Here is an 18,348-nt window from a genome sequence, read left to right as displayed (position 1 = left end):
GGAGCACAAACACATGGCAAAGATCATTGCCTTCGATGAAGAGGCACGTCGCGGCCTCGAGCGTGGTCTCAACACGCTTGCCGACGCCGTCAAGGTCACCCTCGGCCCCAAGGGCCGCAACGTCGTCCTGGAGAAGTCCTGGGGCGCCCCGACCATTACCAACGACGGTGTCTCCATCGCGCGCGAGATCGAGCTCGAGGACCCGTACGAGAAGATCGGCGCAGAGCTGGTCAAGGAAGTAGCCAAGAAGACCGATGACGTCGCCGGTGACGGCACCACCACCGCTACCGTTCTGGCGCAGGCTCTCGTCCGTGAGGGCCTGCGCAACGTAGCCGCTGGTTCCAACCCGATGGGCATCAAGCGCGGCATCGAGGCCGCCACCAAGAAGGTTGTTGACTCCCTGCTCTCCTCCGCGAAGGAAGTAGAGACCCAGGAAGAGATCGCCACCACCGCTGGCATCTCCGCCGCTGACCCGGCAATCGGCGAGAAGATCGCCGAGGCTATGTACACCGTGGGCAACGGCTCTGTAAACAAGGATTCCGTTATCACCGTTGAGGAGTCCAACACCTTCGGCGTTGACCTTGAGGTCACCGAAGGCATGCGCTTCGACAAGGGCTACATCTCTGGCTACTTCGCTACCGACATGGAGCGCCAGGAGGCTGTCCTCGAGGATCCGTACATCCTGCTCGTTTCCTCCAAGGTCTCCAACATTAAGGACCTCGTTCCGCTGCTGGAGAAGGTCATGCAGACCGGCAAGCCGCTGCTGATTATCGCTGAGGATGTTGAGGGCGAGGCCCTGTCCACCCTCGTGGTCAACAAGATCCGCGGCACCTTCAAGTCCGTCGCAGTGAAGGCTCCGGGCTTTGGCGACCGCCGCAAGGCCACCCTGCAGGACATGGCTATCCTCACCGGCGGCCAGGTCATCTCCGAGGAGGTCGGCCTGTCCCTGGAGACCGCTGAGATCGAGTACCTCGGCCAGGCACGCAAGGTTGTCGTGACCAAGGACGAGACCACCATCGTTCAAGGCGCTGGTTCCCAGGAGCAGATCGACGGCCGCATCAAGCAGATCCGCGCCGAGATTGAGAACTCCGACTCTGACTACGACCGCGAGAAGCTGCAGGAGCGCCTGGCCAAGCTGGCCGGCGGCGTGGCAGTCCTCAAGGTCGGTGCCGCTACCGAGGTCGAGCTCAAGGAGCGCAAGCACCGCATCGAGGATGCTGTCCGCAACGCGAAGGCAGCCGTTGAAGAGGGCATCGTCGCCGGCGGTGGCGTGGCCTTGCTGCAGGCAGCAGAGGTTCTGGATTCCCTCTCCGACCTCACTGGTGACGAGGCAACCGGTGTCAAGATTGTCCGCGAGGCACTGTCTGCTCCGCTGAAGCAGATTGCCCAGAACGCTGGTCTGGAGCCGGGCGTGGTCGCCGACAAGGTGGCTTCCCTGCCAGCTGGCCAGGGCCTAAACGCGGCTACTGGCGAGTATGTAGATCTCATGGCTGCGGGTATTAATGACCCGGTCAAGGTCACCCGTTCTGCACTGCAGAACGCTGCGTCCATTGCTGCCCTGTTCCTGACCACCGAGGCGGTTGTGGCTGACAAGCCGGAGCCGGCCGGTGCAGGCGCTGGCATGCCGGATCCTGAAGCAATGGGCGGCATGGGCTTCTAGAACCTAGCTCCCCAGGCTGAGGCGTCTCGTGGTCTCAGTCCGTAGCAAAGGAAACGCTCCCCACGGTCAACCGTGGGGAGCGTTCTTTATTCTGAGACCTTTTCGTATCCTTAATCTACCCCGGTTGGGGGTAAGTGAGCGTGTTCGCGCGAAAAATATTTCGCGTCTTTGCTTTGTTCGTTGGGCCTATGAATCGCTAGCGAAGCGGCTAGCGTTACGTTCTGCGGTAAATTTCTTGGAGCCTCGCGCCTGTCGCTGTTTATTTCCGCAGTTAGGGGCGTTGTTGCTGGTTAGGTTAACGGCGGGTGAATAAATAACTCTCTTTGAATGTCTAATTCCCGCCAAACTTCACGCGAAAAATTAACCCTCGTATTTGCTTGCAAAGTCGGGGAGGTGTGCCAAAATAGTTTCCTGTGACGCCCGCTGAGGGTGTCTGCAAAACCGCAAACCCCCTCCGGGCACTTCTGAGTCCGGACTTCACAAAAGGAGACCATAATGGATCTTTCTTTCGTTGCTGATCAGCTGGGCAACTTCGCTGACTTCGCTTCCGGCATCAAGAACCTCTTCAAGGGCTTCGCTGGCGCATTCGACGCTATCTCCGGTGCTGCTACCGCTGAGAGCTTCGACGTCAAGCCGAACACCGACGCTCTTGAGGCCCTGTCCTCCAAGAAGTAATCTTGTGCCCTTTCTAAGGGCGCACTGAACACACACTTTCAATCCCAAGGAGATAAAAATGGGTACTTTCTCTTCCACCGGCATCATCGGCCTGATCCTGGACGTCCTCTACAACCTGGGCGACATGGCTTCCGGCGCCAAGAAGCTGATCGGCCTGCTCTAAGCAGCACGCTGTTCACGCAGAACTAAGCGTTTAACCCCGCTGACCCACCTTGGGCAGCGGGGTTTCTCATTTCCAGAACTCGCACCTCGACCGGCTGCGCAGTGGCGCGGTACGTTTTCGCAAACATGCCCTTGAGATCCCGCGCTTTCCGAGCCCTGCACGCGAAAACGTACCATCGCGTACTCGGGATGGGTACGGATCGATCAACTAAGGCCCCAGATCTTCGAGTTTTGGGGGCACTATTTGTGAGAAACGTACATTCTGGGCGGCTGCTGCCGCCCGTTTGCCACGACGGGGGTAAATTGGGCGGCGGCAACCAGTTTTATCGCGCCGGATGCCTGTTTCATAGATAGAATTATTGGCATGGCTGACATTAAAGACGACGAACTCCCCGAGATCGACCTTGCACAGACCGACGGCTACGTCGTCGATGACTCTGATGAAGACGATCCCACGCTCATCATGCCGGATGGCTCGCCGGTTGAGACCTGGCGCGAGAACTACCCATACGAAGAGCGCATGACGCGCGATGAGTACGAGTCCATCAAGCGCTCCCTGCAGATCGAGCTGCTGAAGTGGCAAAACTGGACCAAGGAGACCGGCCAGCGCCACATCATCCTCTTTGAGGGCCGTGATGCCGCAGGTAAGGGCGGCACCATCAAGCGCTTTAACGAGCACCTCAACCCGCGTGGTGCACGCACCGTGGCGCTGGAGAAGCCGTCCCCGCGCGAGTCCACGTCGTGGTACTTCCAGCGCTATATTCAGCACTTCCCATGCGGCGGTGAAATCGTCTTCTTTGACCGCTCCTGGTACAACCGCTCCGGCGTGGAGCGCGTCATGGGCTTCTGCACGGAATCCCAGCACGCAGAGTTTCTGCGCGAGGTACCGATGTTGGAGAACATGATTCTCGGCTCCGGCATTTCGCTGACTAAGCTGTGGTTCTCCGTGACCCGCAAGGAGCAGCGCACCCGCTTCGCCATCCGCCAGATCGACCCGGTTCGTCAGTGGAAGCTTTCGCCCATGGACTTGGCTTCTCTAGATAAGTGGGATGATTACACCCGCGCCAAGGAGGAGCAGTTCCGTTACACCGATACTGAAGAGTCTCCATGGATCACCATCAAGTCCAACGACAAGAAGCGTGCCCGCATTAACGCGATGCGCTACGTGCTCTCCAAGTTTGAATACACCAACAAGGACCACGAGCTCGTTGACCAGGTGGATGACAAGATCGTCAAGCGTGGACGCGACCAGATCGGTGACTAGTCTCCACGCATAAAGAAAGGAGGCGGCAGGAAATCCTGCCGCCTCCTTTCTTTGCCTATCTAGTGCTTCCAGGGCTCAATCGGGTTGCCCTGCCACTCGGAGTTGCTCGGGACCTGGTCGCCGCGCATGACCAGCGAGCCGGGGCCAACGGTTGCCACGCTGCCGATGACCGAGGCCGGCAGCGCCACCGAATGCGAGCCCAGGGTAGCGCCGGCCTTGATGGTGACGGTATCTAGGCTCATGACGCGGTCCTGGAAGAGGTGCGTTTGCACCACGGTGCCCGGGCCGACGGAGGCGCCTTCGCCCACGAAGCACAGGTCCGTCTCTGGGAACCAGTAGGAGTCGATCCAGGCGCCGCGGCCAATCGTCACGCCCAGCGCACGCAGGCCCTGGTTGATTTCACCCATGCCATAGGTGTGGGTGAAGAACCACGGGGCGGCAACCGCCTCCACAAAGGTGTCCTGCAGCTCGTTGAGCCACACGAAGGCGGACCACAGCGGGTGGTCGCCAGCTGTCTGCGTGCCCACGCAGATCCACTTGACCGCCACGGTGATCGCCATCGCGATAGCGCCGGCCACCATGAGGATGACACCGCCGAGGACCCAGGCGGCGGCGATGCCGAGGGCGTCGGCAAGCGCGTAAAGCGTGGCCAACGTGCCCGCCAGCAGCATGGCCGAGGTCATCGGCGCCAGCAGGCGCATGGTCTCAATCGCACCACGCGCGGCCTTGACCCCAAAGCCCGGGTTGTAGGTGAGGGACTCGCCCTCCACACCGTCCACGTGGGCCTCCACGCGGCGCATGCGCTCCGGCGGGGAACCCCACCAGTTGGCACCGGACTTGGTCTTCTTCGGCGTCGAGGACAGCACCGCCACCAGCGAGTTCTTCGACAGCTTGCGGCCGGGTCCGGTGATTCCGGAGTTGCCCACGAAGGAACGCTTGCCCACCTTGGTCTCACCCGTGAGCATCCAACCGCCGCCGAGCTCATAGCCGCCAATCATGGTGTCATCCGCCAAGAAGGCGCCGTCCTTGACCTCGGTGAGCTTGGGCACCATGACGGCCGTGGAAATCTCCACGTCCTTTCCAATCGTCGCACCTAGCGAACGCAGCCACGCCGGGGTGAGCTGCGAGGCGTAGATGGGGAAGAGCTGCGTGCGGGCATCATCCATCAGGCGCTCGATGGCCCACAGGCGCCAGCCCTTGGCAGAGCGTACCGGTGCCACGCCGGGCTTGATGCCCAGCGAGAGGATGCGCACGCCCAGCCAGGTTTGCAGCATGAAGGTGGCAAACGCCGCCAGGGCACCGAGAGGAGCGAAGAAGATAGAGCCGACGTAAGGGGAACCATCGGTCACCGCGATGAGGGCAACGACCACGGCGGCACCCACGGCCAGCGCCACGATGGGCTGGAGGGCCAGCAGGATAGAAGTAGCGCCGTAGATGGCTACCCACCACGGGCGGCGCTTCGGGGCATGCGACGGGAAGCGATGCTTGGAGCGGCCCACCTTCTTGGCGGGCGAGCCGGACCAGCGCTGGCCGTCCTTGATCTTCTTGCGCCCGGTGACGGTGGAGCCAGCCTCGACGTGGGCGTCCTTGCCCACGACGGTGCCTGGAAGCAGCGTCGAGCGCGCGCCCACGCGGGCACCTTCCTTGACCTCAATGGCACCAACATGCAGAACATCGCCGTCGAGCCAGTAGCCGGAGAGATCGACCTCGGGCTCAATCGCGGCGTGCTTGCCCAAGGTCAGCAGACCCGTTACAGGCGGCAGCGAGTGCAGGTCCACTCCGCGGCCCATCTTCACTCCCAGCGCGCGGGCATAGTTGTTGACCCACGTGGCACCCGCGATTGAGCGCGAACCGGAGGCATCCGCCCAGCGCTCCGCTGCCCAAATACGCAGGTGCGTGGAGCCGCCGCGCGGATAGTCGCCGGGCTTAATCCCGGCGGTAATCAGCCGCGCGCCGAAACCGCCGATGGGGATGCGGCCGATGGGGGTGACGAAGATGACGAGGAGAAGGATGACCAGCCACCACGGGGTGGTCATGGCCCACTCCACGCCCAACAGGTTCGCTAGGTTAGAGCCCAGCAGCAGCCACGCCAGCCATGTCGTGGCGGCCAGCGTCATCACTGGGATCTGGATAAGGGTCTGTGCGATGCGCGTGCCGGCGCCGACGGGCTTCACCTCGCGTGCGGGCCCGGCGTCCTCGACGGACTCGGCACCGGCAAGCTGCTCCGCCAGGGAGCCCAGGCGCGGGTGGTCGTAGAGATCGCGCACGGCCACGGTGGGGAAGCGCTCGCGGATGCGGCCGACCAAGGTCGCCGCGGCAAGGGAGGTGCCGCCGAGGGAGAAGAAGTCAGCGTTGACGTCCTCGACAGACACGCCCAGGGTGTCTACCCACAGCTCCGCCAGCCACTGCTCGGTGGGGTTGAGGCCGTCTGCCTCCACGCCCACGCCGGGCAGCGGCCACGGCAGTGCCTTCTTGTCCACCTTGCCGGAGGTGCGAATCGGCAGCTCATCCATGACGCAGATGCGCGGGACGAGCGCGGCAGGCATAGATTCCGCTAGGCGGGCATGCGCCGCTTCGTGGTCGAATCCGGCATCAGGGTCATCCAGGGAGACGTAGCCGACGAGCACGGACTCGCCGCCCGGTGTCTTCTGTACAGCCACGGCGGAGTTATACACGTTCGGCAACGCGGCGACGTTGGCCTCCACCTCACCGAGCTCGATGCGACGGCCGCCAATTTTCACCTGGTCATCGACGCGGCCTACGAAGTACAGGCCGTCCTCTTCCAGGCGCACGTGGTCGCCGGTGCGGTAGGCACGCTCCCAGCCCAGGGACTCCAGCGGCGCGTACTTCTCCGCATCCTTCACCGGGTCCAGGTAGGCAGCCAGGCCCACGCCACCGATGACGAGCTCGCCCACCTCACCGATGTTCACGGGGACGCCGTGCTTGTCGACGACCACCAGATCCCAGCCCTTCAACGGCAGCCCGATCGATACAGGCTTGCCCGGCAGCATGCGCTGCGCGCAGGCCACGACGGTGGCCTCGGTGGGGCCGTAGGTATTCCACATCTCGCGGTCCTCGGTGGCCAGGCGGTCCACCAGCTCCTGGGAGCAGGCTTCGCCGCCGACGATGAGGAGGCGGATGTTGTCCAAGGCCTCGGCGGGCCAGAGGCCGGCCAAGGTCGGCACGGTGGAGACCACCGTGATGTCGCGGCGAATCAGCCAGGGACCTAAGTCCATGCCGGAGCGCACCAGTGAGCGCGGGGCCGGGACCAAGCAAGCACCGTGACCCCAGGCCAGCCACATTTCCTCGCAGGAGGCGTCGAAGGCCACGGAGAGGCCGGCCAGGACGCGGTCCTCCGGGCCGAGGGGACCGTGCGGGCTATCCGCCAAAAAGAGGGCAGCCTCCGCGTCCACGAAGGCGGCCGCGGAACGGTGGCTCACGGCCACGCCCTTGGGCTTGCCCGTCGATCCGGAAGTGAAGATGATCCACGCGGTGTCTTCGGGGTGCGGTTCGTCGAAGGGGGCGCCATCTCCATCGCCATCTTTTTCGTCGAACGCGGGGCGCGCCATCCGCGCCCCGCCCTCCCGCAGCATGCGGAAACCTTCGTCGGTGAAGACGCCGTCGATGTCGGCTTCGCCGAAGACCATCTCGGCGCGCTCATCGGGGTCGTCGGCGTCGACGGGCACGTAGGCCGCGCCGGCGGCGAGCGTGGCCAGGATGGCCAGGTAGAGCTCGCGCTTGCCGGAGGTCATGCGGATGCCGATGCGGTCGCCGCGACGCACTCCGCTGGCGTAGAGCTCGGTGGCCCATGCGGAGACGTCGGCAAGCAGCTCGGCGTAGGTGAGGATCTCACCGTCGTCGAGGGCAGCGGCCTCGGGGTACTGTTCAGCGGTGGTTTTAACGATGTCCCACAAGGTGCGCGCCGGTGCGGCCTCATCACCAAGGAGGTAGTGTTCGGGGAGCTCGGGCATCGCCGGGGTCGCGGGTTCATCGGTGCGGAGGGCGTGGCGGCCCCCGGTACTAGGAAGGTTTTCGGGCTCTGTCATTTAAGCATCACCGCTTTCGGTATCGGCGGGTGCGTCCGCCGCGATGATGGCGGCGGCCAGCTTACGCAGATGCTTGAGCTGCTTGTTGGTGGATTCGTCGAGGGCCTCGTCTTCGGCCTTCGACACCAGGACGGCCAGCTCCTTGTGGGCTTTCACGCCCTTCTTGGTGGAGGCAATGATTTGGCGGCGGCGATCTTTGGCATCGCGCTCACGCTTGACCCAGTTACGAGACTCCAAGGAATCGAGCAGGCGCACCATGTCGGAGGCGTCGATGGCCAAGGTCTCCGACAGTGCGGACTGGGAGGATGCGGCCTCCGCGACGAGGCAGGTGAGCACCCAGTACTCGCGCAGGGTGGTCTTCTGCGTTTGCAACGCTGCCTCGACGCCTTCGCGGGTGCGGCGGCGGAGGCGCTCCAGCTGGAAGGAGGGGGACTCCAAGAGCGCGGTCGGGATGGATACAGAATTCAATGATGGCATGCCGACGATACTACGCGCCTAAGGTGGCAAACTTAAATCATGGGTTGCAGCCCATTAGTTTTATGCTGAGGCTAGCTTCTGAACAATGAGGGTGTTGAGGGATACGCCCTCTCGCTCGGCTTCAATGGTGAGTCTCCGGTGGAGCGATTGAGGAATGCGCAGCTCGGACTCAGCGGTGGCTGCAGTGGAGTCGAGCCATGACAAGGAGGGGAACTCTAGGACGGTGGCAACGAATTCTCCATCCTCTTCGGACCACGCGGTTTGGTAGGTGTATTTGTCTGCGAGGTTCATGGTCTGCTCCTAATCGAGGCGGTCGATGGCGTCTAAAACTTGGCGAATCTGGAAGGGTTTTGCTTTCCCGTTGCGCCCCTCTTGGATATTGACCCGGGGTCTCCCTGCCATGGGGTTTTATAGACACTGTGCGATGTTCCGCGCCGTTTCTTTCCGGCGCTTTCTTGGCGTTCGAAGTAGAAATCGCACACAAGTTGCAGCTCGGAGAAGCGAGCATTAAACCATGGGGCAACCTTGGGCCTTCCACGCGTCCGTGCCGCCGTCGACATTGATGACGTCCCAGCCTTTCGCGTGCTCGAGGTACTGGCAGACCTGCATGCTGCGCCCGCCTGCATGGCAGATGACGTAGATATCGCGGTCGGGGTCGATTTCATCGATTCGGTCAACGAGTTCGCCCATCGGGATGTGGGTGGCGCCCTGGGCGTGCTCGGTGTTCCATTCGTGGTCCTCGCGGACGTCGATGAGCTGGGCGTTCTCGGGTACTTCGGTGGGTTGTACGTTCTGCATGCGCACCAGCTTACGGGGTTTGCTTGCGTGGGTGGCGGGGGCGCTCTACCGTGAGAAGTACGGGGTGGGGTAATCAATCGGAGGGGGCTCAATGGAGGAGATTGTCGGCCGCGCAGGCTCAACGGCAGCTGCTAAAGGTGAGGCGATCAAAATTACGCGGGGGCTGTATCTGCCGCGTGAACCAACGGCATACGAGCTAGCACAGGTGCTCAGCCGGCATTGGCCAGACAGTGCGTTGGACGGATATTCCGCAGCGATGGTGCTTCTTGAGCGCCAACCAGAGTTTCCACTGCAGCTCATTCGTGAAAAAGGGCTGGTAGATACGCGCTTTTATGTCGGTCGCCGTGCCCGCCCAAAGGGGGTATTCCCCTATGACGGGATAAACGTCTGCAATCCACTGCAGGCGGTGGAAGCCATAGAAGAAAAGCATGCGGTGAAGTTCTTAGAAACGTTTTTGTCTGGCAGGGACGCGGAAAAGCGGCTGAAGTTGCTCTCCATGGACTTTCGGCGGTTCCCGCAACACACTCGGCGGGTGTTAGAGAAAGCAGTCATCGGTGCGGACAGTGTGCCCGAGCGGGCCCTTACTCGTGCATTGGAGCCCTTCTTTAAGGTGCTCAACAACGCGAAAATTGGCCCTTATCGGTGGGATCTCCTTTTAGAAGAGCACAAGATTGCCATAGAGGTCGACGGCTACGCCTACCACAGAGGGGAGAACCGCCGGCAATTCGAGCTTGACCGCCAAAAGCTGAATGATGTGGTGCATCGCGGCTACACGCCGCTCCACTTCACCGCGACCACGATTGAGCATCATTTGGACAAGGTGGTGGAGCAGGTGCGCGGGGTGGCAAAAGGAACGAAACGGTATCTGGACCCGCCGTGGATGTGGCACCGGTTCTTTGTGTGAGTGTGCGAGGGGTGTTTGATGTCGTTCACGGTAAATAAGGCCGAAAAATTGCGAAAATTTGGGCCTTATTCACCGTGAGCGTAGTCAAGGTAGCGTGCTCGACGAGCGAAAGCATACAGCTGCTACCCGTGTGGAGAACGGCAGAGGCCGGTTTAGCGGTGCGCTGAGAGGTACTCCAGGATGGCTTTGACGCGGCGGTTGTCCTCGCTGGGATCCAGCCGCAGCTTGGTAAAGATATTGGAGACGTGCTTGGCCACCGCAGCGGAAGAAAGGACGAGCTCGGCGGCGATGTCCTTGTTGGACTTGCCGCGGGACATCAATTCAAGCACCTCGCGCTCGCGCGGGGTGAGCTCGCCCAGTCCGCTGCGTCCAGAGCTCATTAAAGCCTGCGCCACGGTGGGATCGATGACGGTGCCGCCCTGGGCCACCACGTCCAGGCTGGAGAGGAAGTCCCGCACCTCGGAGACGCGGTCTTTCAAAAGGTAGCCGGTGCCGGCATCAGGGGAGTCGAAGAGCTCCACCGCGTATGCGGGCGCTACATATTGGGAGAGCACCATGACGGGCAGACCCGGATATGCGTTTCTTAAGTTCACGGCGGCTTTCAAACCATCATCGCCCATGCCCGGCGGCATGCGCACGTCCGTGATGACGATGTCCGGAAGCTCATCGCGCAGCTTGTCCACCACGGCCTCGAGCGCCGGCGCGGAATCCGCCTGGCCCACAATCGAATGCCCGCGGCGCTCCAGAAGGCCGGCTAGGCCCTCGCGCAGAATGGCGGAATCATCCGCCACGACGATTCTCAAACTCATTTCTTACACTCCTGACTGTCCGCGATCGAGAAGAAGAGGAATCGAGCACGCCACCCTGGTGGGCCCGCCCGGGGGAGAAGACAGGGTCATTTCTCCGCCGAAAGCGGCGAGGCGCTCGGCCATCCCCGCCAAGCCGCGACCTTGTACAACCTGTGCGCCACCCGGGCCCTCATCCACCACGGTGATTTTCAAGGAGGCATCCGCGGTCACTAAAACGGACACCGGCGCGCCGGGTGCGTGCTTTGCCGCATTCGTTAAAGCTTCCGTTCCGAAGAAATAGCCGCAGGCCAGCACGGAGGCGGAGAGCTTTGGCAAAGGATGCGGGGCGAAGACGCTGACGTGGGGGCCGTGGGAAGAAGCAGCGTCGGCAAGCGCGGCCACCAAACCATGATCCTGCAGGACCTGCGGGTGGATACCGTGCACCGTGGCGCGCAGGGAATTCAGGCCGCGGTCCACGTCCTGCTTGGCGGCGGTGAGCAGCTCAGCGAGGTCAGCGGGGGCGTCGAGAAGAGCCTCCCCCAACTTCATGCTCGCGGCCACGAGGTATTGCTGCGCGCCGTCGTGCAAATCGCGCTCGATGCGGGCGCGCTCCACCTCATAGGCATCCGCGATGGCGCGGCGCGAGGCCGTGAGCTGCGCAATCTTCTGTGCTTGCTGTTGCTCATGGTTGGTGGGCTGGGGCTTTCTTCGGAACACAGGCCCAGCATAGTGGCCCGCCCCTGCGGAAGGGGTAGTGCTGGCACTACCTTAAAGAGCAACGCTAGGGCTGTTCTTTAAGAGGGCCCGAGACGGTGGAATGAGAGACATGGCACAGACACTTTCCCTGACAGACATCACCAAGGATTTCGGCGGCGGCCCGGTGCTCGCTGGAATCTCCCTCGACGTTGAACCGGGCGAGCTCGTGGCCGTCATGGGGCCGTCTGGTTCCGGCAAGTCCACGCTGCTGCACTGCATGTCCGGCGTGCTCACCCCCACGCACGGCAGCGTGCGCTACGGGGATGAGGAGCTCTCCGCGCTTGGCGACGGCCCCCGCTCCCGCCTCCGCCTGCACAACTTCGGCTTCGTCTTCCAAGATGGCCAGTTGCTTCCGGAGCTCAGCAACGTGGATAACGTGGCGCTGCCCGCGATGCTTAACGGTATGGGGCGGGGTGCGGCCCGCAAGCGCGCGATGGAATTGCTGGACCAGCTGGGCCTGGGTGGTTTGGCGGAGCGCCGCCCGGCGCAGGTGTCCGGCGGTCAGGCGCAGCGCGTGACCATTGCGCGTGCGCTGGTGGCTTCTCCGGGCGTGGTCTTCGCCGACGAGCCCACCGGTGCGCTGGATCAGTCCACGGGCCACGAGGTCATGCAGATGCTGACCACCATCGTGCGCCAGTCCGGGGCGAGCCTGGTCATGGTCACGCACGACCCGAAGGTGGCCGACTGGATGCAGCGCCGCGTGGAGATCCGCGATGGCATCATCCACGACGACCGCCGTCTCGAGGTGATTCGATGAACACCGCGACGTTCGTCTTTGACCTGCAGCGCGAATCCATTCGCGCGCGCTCGGGTACCGGAATTGTTTCGGTGTTGGCGATTGTGAGCCTGACCATTGGTTCCGCCATTGCCTTCCTGGTTGCGGGCGGCACCTGGATGTTTTGGCAGCGCGCCCAGCACGTCGAGGAGGCCGCGCCCGCGCTCAAAGAGGCCTTCGGCAACGAGATGGAGGCCTTCCTGTATCCGTGGTTTGCCCTGGCGCTGCTGGCCTGCGCCTTCATTCTTCCGGCTTTGTTTAACCTCACAGCCCAAGCCGCTGTCCTCGGCGCCTCAGGCCGAGAGCAGCGCCTGGCCACCCTGCGCCTGTTGGGATTGAGCTCCCGCCAGGTGGAGCGCATGGCCATCGTGGAGACAGGCCTGCAAGCCCTCATCGGCATCGTGCTGGGCGGGCTGATCAGCCTGCTCGTCGCGCCGGTCTTTACGCAGGTGGACTTCCAGATGCGTTCTATTGCTGTATCCGAGATTCTCCTCCCGTGGTGGGGTTATCTGGCCGTGGCCGGTGTGCTCTTTGTGTTGGCCATCGGTGCGGCACTCGTCGGCATGCAGCGCGTGCGCGTGAGCCCCCTGGGTGTGGCCAAGCGCCAGATGCCCGCGGCCTATCGCTGGTGGCGTGTCATCGTCTTCCTCATCATCGCGGGTATCGGTGGTGTGTTGCTCTCCGGCAAAGCGGGCCCGCCGACCGCCATGGTCATCGTGGTCATGTTTGGCATGGTGATGAGCATCAACCTCATTTCCCCTTTTATCTTGCAGCTCGGCGCACACATCATGTCTCTCTTTCCCGGCACCGCGCACTTCGTGGCCTGCCAGCGAGTGGCCGGCAATGCGCGCCCGGCGTGGAAGAGGAGTGCGGCCATCGGCTTCTTCGGCTACTTGGCGGGCTTCCTCGTTGCCGCCCCCTTGGGCTCCGATGCATTGGCCCTAGTCCTGAAGGAAGATCCCGGAATGAACGTGGTGTTCAAGGACATCTCCACCGGTGTTCTATTAACCCTCATCTTCGGCTTCACGCTGACCACCATATCCATCATTCTGGGGCAGGTTTCCGGCATCTTTGAGGACAAGGAGCTCATCCGCTCCCTGGATCTCATGGGCGTGCCGCGCGGCTTCCAGTTCCGCTCCGGTGCTCTGACCATCATGGGACCCGTGGTGGGATTGAGCTTCTTCGGCTTCCTCTTCGGTGGCGGCATCGCCTCGCTGATGTTCTTCTCCAGTGTCGAGCAAAGTGATGTTGACGTTCTTGGCCGTCTGCTCATGGCCTTCGGCTTCTTGGCAGTGGGCTGGCTGGTTACGCTCCTTGCCATCGTGATTGTGGAGCCTCTCCGCGGTTACGTGTTGCGCACGGGAGGGCGAAAAGAATGAAAACTGTACTGAAAATCTTCGGTGGCCTGTTCGTCGTTGCTCTCATCGCCGTGGTCGCGGCCGTGTATTTCTTCGGTCCCTCTTATGGCGGGGCATTCTTCGGAAAACCCGTGTTTCTTTTTAATGCCAGCGAAAAGCGCATCAACACCGCGATGGTGGATACCGCAGCGCTCTCCGGAATCTATGGCGAGAGTGAGGAATTCCAGCGCGCCCGTGAGGCCTTTGCAGAGGAGCCCACGAACGCCGAGCTCCTCGATGCCGCCATCAACGCCGCCGGCGGCAAGCATTCCAAGGTCTTTAGCACCGAAAAGGAAAAGGCCGCCGAAAGCATCGATCCTTCGGTTGACTTCGAGGACGGCGTCCTGCGCGCGACCATGCCCTCCATCGGCCGCCATGATGACGGCCAGGCCTATGCCGACACGCTTGCTCAGGGCCTGACCGCCCACCCAGAGGCCTGTGCCGCAGTGGTCGATCTACGCGGCAATGACGGTGGTGACATGGGGCCCATGTACGCGGGCTTGAGCCCGCTGCTGCCGGATGGCACTGCGCTTTCTTTCGCCAGCCGCATGGGCACATCTGACGTGGTCATCGACGGAAACTCCGTTACCGGCGGCGGCACTGCAACCACCACATCGGGCGGCAAGCTCGACGTTCCCGTTGCCGTGCTGACCGACGGTGAGACCGCTTCCTCTGCTGAAGCCACCCTCTTGGCCTTCCGCGGGCTGGACAACGTGCGCACCTTCGGTGAGCCGACCGCCGGCTACGCCTCCGCCAACGTGGTCTTGGACTATCCGGATGGCCGCTCGCTCATGCTCACCACGGCTAAGGACAAGGCGCGTACGGGCGAGGAATTCGCCGAAGACCCCATCGCTCCCGATGCCCCAGAATCCGAGCTCGGCGGCTGGCTCGCTTCCCACTGCGGCTCTTAAGTACGTTGCGGTGGTCTAGCCTCAACGCTAACCTGCCCAACGCTCACTCTCCCACCGCCAGTAGTGGTGCCACTTCCACGGCGGAGGCACGAACTCACCCCGCCCTTGTATGACCGCGAGAACCTGGTGCACAGCGACGTCGAGATGGTGCTCAATCGTGGCGGCGGTGAAGTGGAGGGGCCGGTAGCCGCGTTGAGTGGCGTCGTTCAGCTTCTGGCGGTCGATTTCGAAACGCTGCCGGTTCTCGCCTTTGTGGTAGGCATAGCCATCCACCTCGATGGCCACCTTGTGTTCCTCTAGCACCAAGTCCCAGCGGTAGGGGCCAATCCGCACGTTGTTGCGGACCTTGACGTGGGGCTCAAGGCCCCGGGTGAGGTCGCGCTCCGGCTTGCTATCCGCCCCGACGATGGCCTTCTCCAGTACCTCACGCGTGTGCTTGGGCAGGCGGCGAAAGTCCAGCTGCTCGGTCTCGATGCGCGAGCGCCCGTGCGGCCCGGCGAAGAAAGCCTCGATGAAGGCTACGGCATCCTCCTGCGCCATTTCCTCAATGCATTGCAGGGGACTACACACATTGACTCCGTTCATGCTGCCCAGCGCCTTGGGACGCGCCCGCCGACTGCGAAAGAACGTGCTCGATGCCATCGTTCCAGCACGCAGAAAACAAAGCGGAAAAGTCAGCTCTTGACCAAGATACTGCTGGGCGGCGGAATAGCCGTCCAAGGCTGAGTCCGGCCAGCGGTGCGAGACTAAACGTGCGAGCTCGCGCGGAGTTGGCTCCGCAGACAAGTACAGGCCGCGACAAATCTTGATGGCTTGCCCTTTAGCCGCGCGGCGAGTGCCCGCGCGTCCCTCGAAAACCTCCATGTGCCCCCCGATGAGTACGTTTCTAACAATTAAGCCCCCAGAAACCGCTGTTTTCGGCCCCCTATTTGATCGAATCGTACGTCACGAACGAGGAACTGTCGCGGCGACAAAGAAAAAGACGTTTCGATCAACTAAGGCCTCTCAACCCCTCGGATTTTGGGTCCTATTTGATCGAAACGTCTCTGGAAGCGCCGCTGGCACGCGGAAGCAGAGGCTTACTTGAAGCGAGCCTTTGCTTCCTCGAGGATCTTCTCTGCCTCAGCCTTGTCGCCCCAGCCGGAGCCGGTAACTTCCTTGTTCGGCTCCAGGTCCTTGTAGCGGGTGAAGAAGTGCTCGATCTCGTCCTTGATGTGCTGCTCCACATCGTCGATGTCCTGGTAGCGCTCCCAGCGCGGGTCATCGATGACGGCGAGCAGCTTGTCGTCGCCGCCGGCCTCGTCGGTCATCTTGAACACGCCGAGGACGCGAGCCTCCACGACAACGCCGGGGAAGACCGGCTCCGGGAGGATGACCAGTGCGTCCAGCGGGTCGCCGTCCTCACCCAGGGTGTGGTCGATGAAGCCGTAGTCAGCCGGGTAGGCCATCGGGGTGAACAGGTAGCGGTCGAGGTGGACCTTGCCGGTCTCGTGGTCGATCTCGTACTTGTTGCGGGAGCCCTTTGGGATCTCGATGGTTACTTCAACGCTCACGGCTGAATCCTCCATAACTAATAGGTTGGCATGTGCTCCGCTTAGTCTACCGCGCTAGTCTAAAGGGCGATGAAAGCTAAGCATGTCTGGTGGAGTACTGCGGCCCTCGTCACGGCGGGAGCCGTCGCGGCGACGGCCGCTGTGGGCGTAGAAATCCAGCGCACCTACGATCACCTGGACCACGGCCAGCCCTATAAGCAGGAAGAACCCACAACACTGGTCCAGCCCGTCGAGCCCGGCGATATCGACGCCGGCGCGCTCAAAGCCAGGTTGGATGAGCTGGGCAAAGACAAGGCTCTAGCTACCTTCGGCGGGCAGGTCATCGACACCACCACCCAGGACGTGCTGTGGGAGCGCGAGCCTGCGAAGCCGCTGACCCCGGCCTCCGCCACCAAGGTCCTCACCCTCGCCGCGGCTACGCTCAAGCTCGACGAAGAAGAGCGCCTCACCACCGAAGTGGTCAAAGGAGAACAAGAAGGCGAAGTGGTCATCAAAGCCGCCGGCGATGTCTGGCTGACGGACGAGCGCCTCGATGAGCTGGCGGAACGGATTCAGCAGAAGATGGATACCGTCACGCGGGTCTCCATTGACACCTCCATTTGGGCTGGGCCCGACCAGGCACCGGGCTGGGACGATGACAATATTGACGGCGGTTTCGTCGCTCCCATCCAGCCGGCCATGCTCTACGGCGGGCGTATTGGGGAGAAGACCGGGGACGTCCCGCGCTCCCACGAACCGGCCCTCGATGTCGCCCGCGCGTTGGCCTCCCGCCTGGGAACCGACAAGGCCGACTTAAGCTCAGCCCCCGAGAATTCCGAGGTCATCGCAGCTACAGAATCTGAGCCTTTAGCTCTTCGTGCCCAGGAAGCGGTGAAGGATTCCGACAACGTCATGGCGGAGGCCATCGCTCGCGAGCTGGCCGTCAGCCAGGGCGCAGAAGCAAGCTTTGAGGGCGCCACGAAAACCATGCTCGACGTGCTTAAAGGCCACGGCATCAACGTCAGCGGCATCACCCTCAAAGACGGCTCCGGCCTTTCCCGCGATAACCGCATCCCCGCCGACGCACTCGCCCACATCATGGACCAGGCCGTGGCTACCGAGGAGCTGCGCCCGCTTTTGGGCTACCTGCCCCTCGCCGGCGGCGAAGGCACGCTCTACCAGCGCTACCCCGATTCGCCGGCCCGCGGCTTCGTTCGCGCCAAGACCGGCACCCTCACGGGAACCTCCGCGCTGACCGGTACCGCTCAGGGGCAGTCGGGCCGTGTTTACGCCTTCGCCTTCCTGGTCAACGACGGCGAAGTCACCTCCGCTCGCCAAGCCCAAGATGCCCTCGCCGCCGCCCTCCATGACTTCTAAGAAGCCCTTTTGGCCGCGCAGAAGCCCCAACTTCGTGGCCTGCCGCGTCGCCGCCCGCGCCGCGCTCGGTGAGCAGCCACGCGCCATCGCCGTGGGCCTGTCCGGCGGGGCTGATTCCTTGGCGCTGACCGCAGCACTCCTCGCGGAGGGACACGAGGTGACAGCGCTGTGCGTCGACCACGGTTTGCAGGAAGGCTCGGCCGCGCAGGCGCGCCGGGCTGCTGAGCAGGCCCGCGCTTTGGGGGCGGGGGCGGAGGTGTTGCGGGTGGACGTCGCCAAGCAAGGCTCCGTCGAGGCCGGAGCCCGCGCCGCCCGGTACCGTGCCTTCGCGCCCTGGGGTGAGGTGGCGGTGGCGCATACCGCCGATGACCAGGCCGAAACCCTGCTGCTGGGCGCTCTGCGGGGGAAAGTCGCGGGCATGCGCGAGCGTTCCGATGTCGAGGGCGTGCGCGTTGTGCGGCCCCTGCTCAGCGTGCGTCGCGCCCAGACCGAGGCCGCCTGCGCGGAGCTGGGGCTGGAGGTCTGGCAGGACCCCCAGAACCAGGATGCGTCTTTCCGCCGCGTAGCACTGCGCCGCGAGATTCTCCCGCGCCTGCAGGAGATCGTGGGCGGAGACCCCGTTCCGGCCTTGGCCCAGGCAGCCCACGACGCCGCGCTTGACGACGCCTTCCTCAGCACCCACCCCACCGCCGACTGCGCCGAGCTGGCCGCCCTTCCCGAGCCGAAGCGCCGCCGGGCGATCGCCGCGTGGCTGCGTGAGGTGGGCATAGAGGTTAAGCGCGAGGCGGGTCGCGGTATCGCTGCCCTGTGCAAGAACTGACACCGG

At 63.1% G+C, this 18,348-nt stretch carries 17 protein-coding genes; 9 read left to right on the top strand and 8 right to left on the bottom strand.

Annotated elements, in window-relative coordinates:
* The first annotated feature begins 13 nt into the window (after window positions 1-13).
* From groL to ppk2, 3 genes are all read left to right on the top strand, one after another.
* Entirely contained in the window at window positions 14-1,660 is a 1,647-nt protein-coding gene (gene groL, locus RDN59_RS02125; RefSeq protein ID WP_308606369.1) for a chaperonin GroEL, read from the top strand.
* 495 nt (window positions 1,661-2,155) lie between these two features.
* Window positions 2,156-2,335: a PorH family porin gene (locus RDN59_RS02120; RefSeq protein WP_071407018.1), complete on the top strand. Its 180-nt coding sequence runs from the start codon at window positions 2,156-2,158 to the stop codon at window positions 2,333-2,335.
* A gap of 526 nt (window positions 2,336-2,861) precedes the next feature.
* Window positions 2,862-3,761, top strand: a complete 900-nt coding sequence (gene ppk2, locus RDN59_RS02115) for a polyphosphate kinase 2 (RefSeq protein ID WP_046647187.1) — start codon at window positions 2,862-2,864, stop codon at window positions 3,759-3,761.
* A 59-nt stretch (window positions 3,762-3,820) separates the two neighbouring features.
* Here ppk2 and RDN59_RS02110 read toward each other — a convergent pair whose 3' ends face one another.
* From RDN59_RS02110 to RDN59_RS02095, 4 genes are all read right to left on the bottom strand, one after another.
* Window positions 3,821-7,807 (bottom strand): Pls/PosA family non-ribosomal peptide synthetase, encoded by a 3,987-nt coding sequence (locus tag RDN59_RS02110; RefSeq protein ID WP_374044567.1) that lies wholly within the window; start codon window positions 7,805-7,807, stop codon window positions 3,821-3,823.
* The gene (locus RDN59_RS02105; protein ID WP_308606367.1) at window positions 7,808-8,284 is read right to left on the bottom strand and encodes a MarR family transcriptional regulator; all 477 of its coding nucleotides are present in this window, start codon (window positions 8,282-8,284) and stop codon (window positions 7,808-7,810) included.
* A gap of 60 nt (window positions 8,285-8,344) precedes the next feature.
* On the bottom strand, window positions 8,345-8,575 hold the full coding sequence (locus RDN59_RS02100; protein ID WP_308606366.1) for a toxin-antitoxin system HicB family antitoxin: 231 nt from the start codon (window positions 8,573-8,575) through the stop codon (window positions 8,345-8,347).
* A gap of 216 nt (window positions 8,576-8,791) precedes the next feature.
* The gene (locus tag RDN59_RS02095) at window positions 8,792-9,082 is read right to left on the bottom strand and encodes a rhodanese-like domain-containing protein (RefSeq protein WP_308606365.1); all 291 of its coding nucleotides are present in this window, start codon (window positions 9,080-9,082) and stop codon (window positions 8,792-8,794) included.
* Between the two features lie 91 nt (window positions 9,083-9,173).
* On the opposite strand from RDN59_RS02095, the gene RDN59_RS02090 reads away from it, so the two are divergent.
* Window positions 9,174-9,986, top strand: coding sequence for a DUF559 domain-containing protein (locus tag RDN59_RS02090; protein ID WP_308606363.1), 813 nt, complete (start codon window positions 9,174-9,176; stop codon window positions 9,984-9,986).
* Window positions 9,987-10,138: 152 nt separating this feature from the next.
* Here RDN59_RS02090 and RDN59_RS02085 read toward each other — a convergent pair whose 3' ends face one another.
* Window positions 10,139-10,795: a response regulator transcription factor gene (locus tag RDN59_RS02085; RefSeq protein ID WP_012715319.1), complete on the bottom strand. Its 657-nt coding sequence runs from the start codon at window positions 10,793-10,795 to the stop codon at window positions 10,139-10,141.
* 3 nt (window positions 10,796-10,798) lie between these two features.
* Window positions 10,799-11,491, bottom strand: coding sequence for a histidine kinase (locus RDN59_RS02080; RefSeq protein ID WP_308606362.1), 693 nt, complete (start codon window positions 11,489-11,491; stop codon window positions 10,799-10,801).
* A 109-nt stretch (window positions 11,492-11,600) separates the two neighbouring features.
* Between RDN59_RS02080 and RDN59_RS02075 the strand changes: the two genes are divergently transcribed.
* From RDN59_RS02075 to RDN59_RS02065, 3 genes are read left to right on the top strand one after another with little or no spacing between them, the layout of a single operon-like run.
* A complete protein-coding gene (locus RDN59_RS02075) occupies window positions 11,601-12,287 on the top strand; it encodes an ABC transporter ATP-binding protein (protein ID WP_308606361.1) in 687 nt (228 codons plus the stop codon).
* The gene (locus tag RDN59_RS02070; protein ID WP_308606360.1) at window positions 12,284-13,684 is read left to right on the top strand and encodes an FtsX-like permease family protein; all 1,401 of its coding nucleotides are present in this window, start codon (window positions 12,284-12,286) and stop codon (window positions 13,682-13,684) included. The genes RDN59_RS02075 and RDN59_RS02070 overlap by 4 nt, the downstream gene beginning before the upstream one ends.
* Window positions 13,681-14,613: a S41 family peptidase gene (locus RDN59_RS02065; RefSeq protein WP_308606359.1), complete on the top strand. Its 933-nt coding sequence runs from the start codon at window positions 13,681-13,683 to the stop codon at window positions 14,611-14,613. The genes RDN59_RS02070 and RDN59_RS02065 overlap by 4 nt, the downstream gene beginning before the upstream one ends.
* Before the next feature lie 27 nt (window positions 14,614-14,640).
* Here RDN59_RS02065 and RDN59_RS02060 read toward each other — a convergent pair whose 3' ends face one another.
* Window positions 14,641-15,198, bottom strand: coding sequence for a DUF559 domain-containing protein (locus RDN59_RS02060; protein ID WP_308606358.1), 558 nt, complete (start codon window positions 15,196-15,198; stop codon window positions 14,641-14,643).
* 494 nt (window positions 15,199-15,692) lie between these two features.
* Window positions 15,693-16,166: an inorganic diphosphatase gene (locus RDN59_RS02055; RefSeq protein ID WP_070546309.1), complete on the bottom strand. Its 474-nt coding sequence runs from the start codon at window positions 16,164-16,166 to the stop codon at window positions 15,693-15,695.
* A gap of 69 nt (window positions 16,167-16,235) precedes the next feature.
* Between RDN59_RS02055 and dacB the strand changes: the two genes are divergently transcribed.
* Both dacB and tilS read left to right on the top strand, forming a co-directional pair.
* On the top strand, window positions 16,236-17,522 hold the full coding sequence (gene dacB, locus RDN59_RS02050) for a D-alanyl-D-alanine carboxypeptidase/D-alanyl-D-alanine-endopeptidase (RefSeq protein ID WP_308606357.1): 1,287 nt from the start codon (window positions 16,236-16,238) through the stop codon (window positions 17,520-17,522).
* A complete protein-coding gene (gene tilS / locus RDN59_RS02045; protein ID WP_308606355.1) occupies window positions 17,512-18,342 on the top strand; it encodes a tRNA lysidine(34) synthetase TilS in 831 nt (276 codons plus the stop codon). Before dacB ends, tilS begins: the two co-directional genes overlap by 11 nt.
* The last annotated feature ends 6 nt before the right edge of the window (window positions 18,343-18,348 follow it).

The sequence above is a fragment of the uncultured Corynebacterium sp. genome, from assembly GCF_902489365.1.
GTDB lineage: Bacteria > Actinomycetota > Actinomycetes > Mycobacteriales > Mycobacteriaceae > Corynebacterium.
This window is presented reverse-complemented; position numbering and strand designations above follow the sequence as displayed.

Bases quoted from the DNA above. Each gene is read 5' to 3' on its own strand.
- RDN59_RS02065 (WP_308606359.1), top strand. From the start codon at position 13,681: ATGAAAACTGTACTGAAAATCTTCGGTGGCCTGTTCGTCGTTGCTCTC.
- dacB (WP_308606357.1), top strand. From the start codon at position 16,236: ATGAAAGCTAAGCATGTCTGGTGGAGTACTGCGGCCCTCGTCACGGCG.
- RDN59_RS02120 (WP_071407018.1), top strand. From the start codon at position 2,156: ATGGATCTTTCTTTCGTTGCTGATCAGCTGGGCAACTTCGCTGACTTC.
- RDN59_RS02060 (WP_308606358.1), bottom strand. From the start codon at position 15,198: ATGAACGGAGTCAATGTGTGTAGTCCCCTGCAATGCATTGAGGAAATG.
- RDN59_RS02105 (WP_308606367.1), bottom strand. From the start codon at position 8,284: ATGCCATCATTGAATTCTGTATCCATCCCGACCGCGCTCTTGGAGTCC.
- RDN59_RS02070 (WP_308606360.1), top strand. From the start codon at position 12,284: ATGAACACCGCGACGTTCGTCTTTGACCTGCAGCGCGAATCCATTCGC.
- ppk2 (WP_046647187.1), top strand. From the start codon at position 2,862: ATGGCTGACATTAAAGACGACGAACTCCCCGAGATCGACCTTGCACAG.
- groL (WP_308606369.1), top strand. From the start codon at position 14: ATGGCAAAGATCATTGCCTTCGATGAAGAGGCACGTCGCGGCCTCGAG.
- RDN59_RS02085 (WP_012715319.1), bottom strand. From the start codon at position 10,795: ATGAGTTTGAGAATCGTCGTGGCGGATGATTCCGCCATTCTGCGCGAG.
- RDN59_RS02090 (WP_308606363.1), top strand. From the start codon at position 9,174: ATGGAGGAGATTGTCGGCCGCGCAGGCTCAACGGCAGCTGCTAAAGGT.
- RDN59_RS02110 (WP_374044567.1), bottom strand. From the start codon at position 7,807: ATGACAGAGCCCGAAAACCTTCCTAGTACCGGGGGCCGCCACGCCCTC.
- RDN59_RS02100 (WP_308606366.1), bottom strand. From the start codon at position 8,575: ATGAACCTCGCAGACAAATACACCTACCAAACCGCGTGGTCCGAAGAG.
- RDN59_RS02095 (WP_308606365.1), bottom strand. From the start codon at position 9,082: ATGCAGAACGTACAACCCACCGAAGTACCCGAGAACGCCCAGCTCATC.
- RDN59_RS02075 (WP_308606361.1), top strand. From the start codon at position 11,601: ATGGCACAGACACTTTCCCTGACAGACATCACCAAGGATTTCGGCGGC.
- tilS (WP_308606355.1), top strand. From the start codon at position 17,512: ATGACTTCTAAGAAGCCCTTTTGGCCGCGCAGAAGCCCCAACTTCGTG.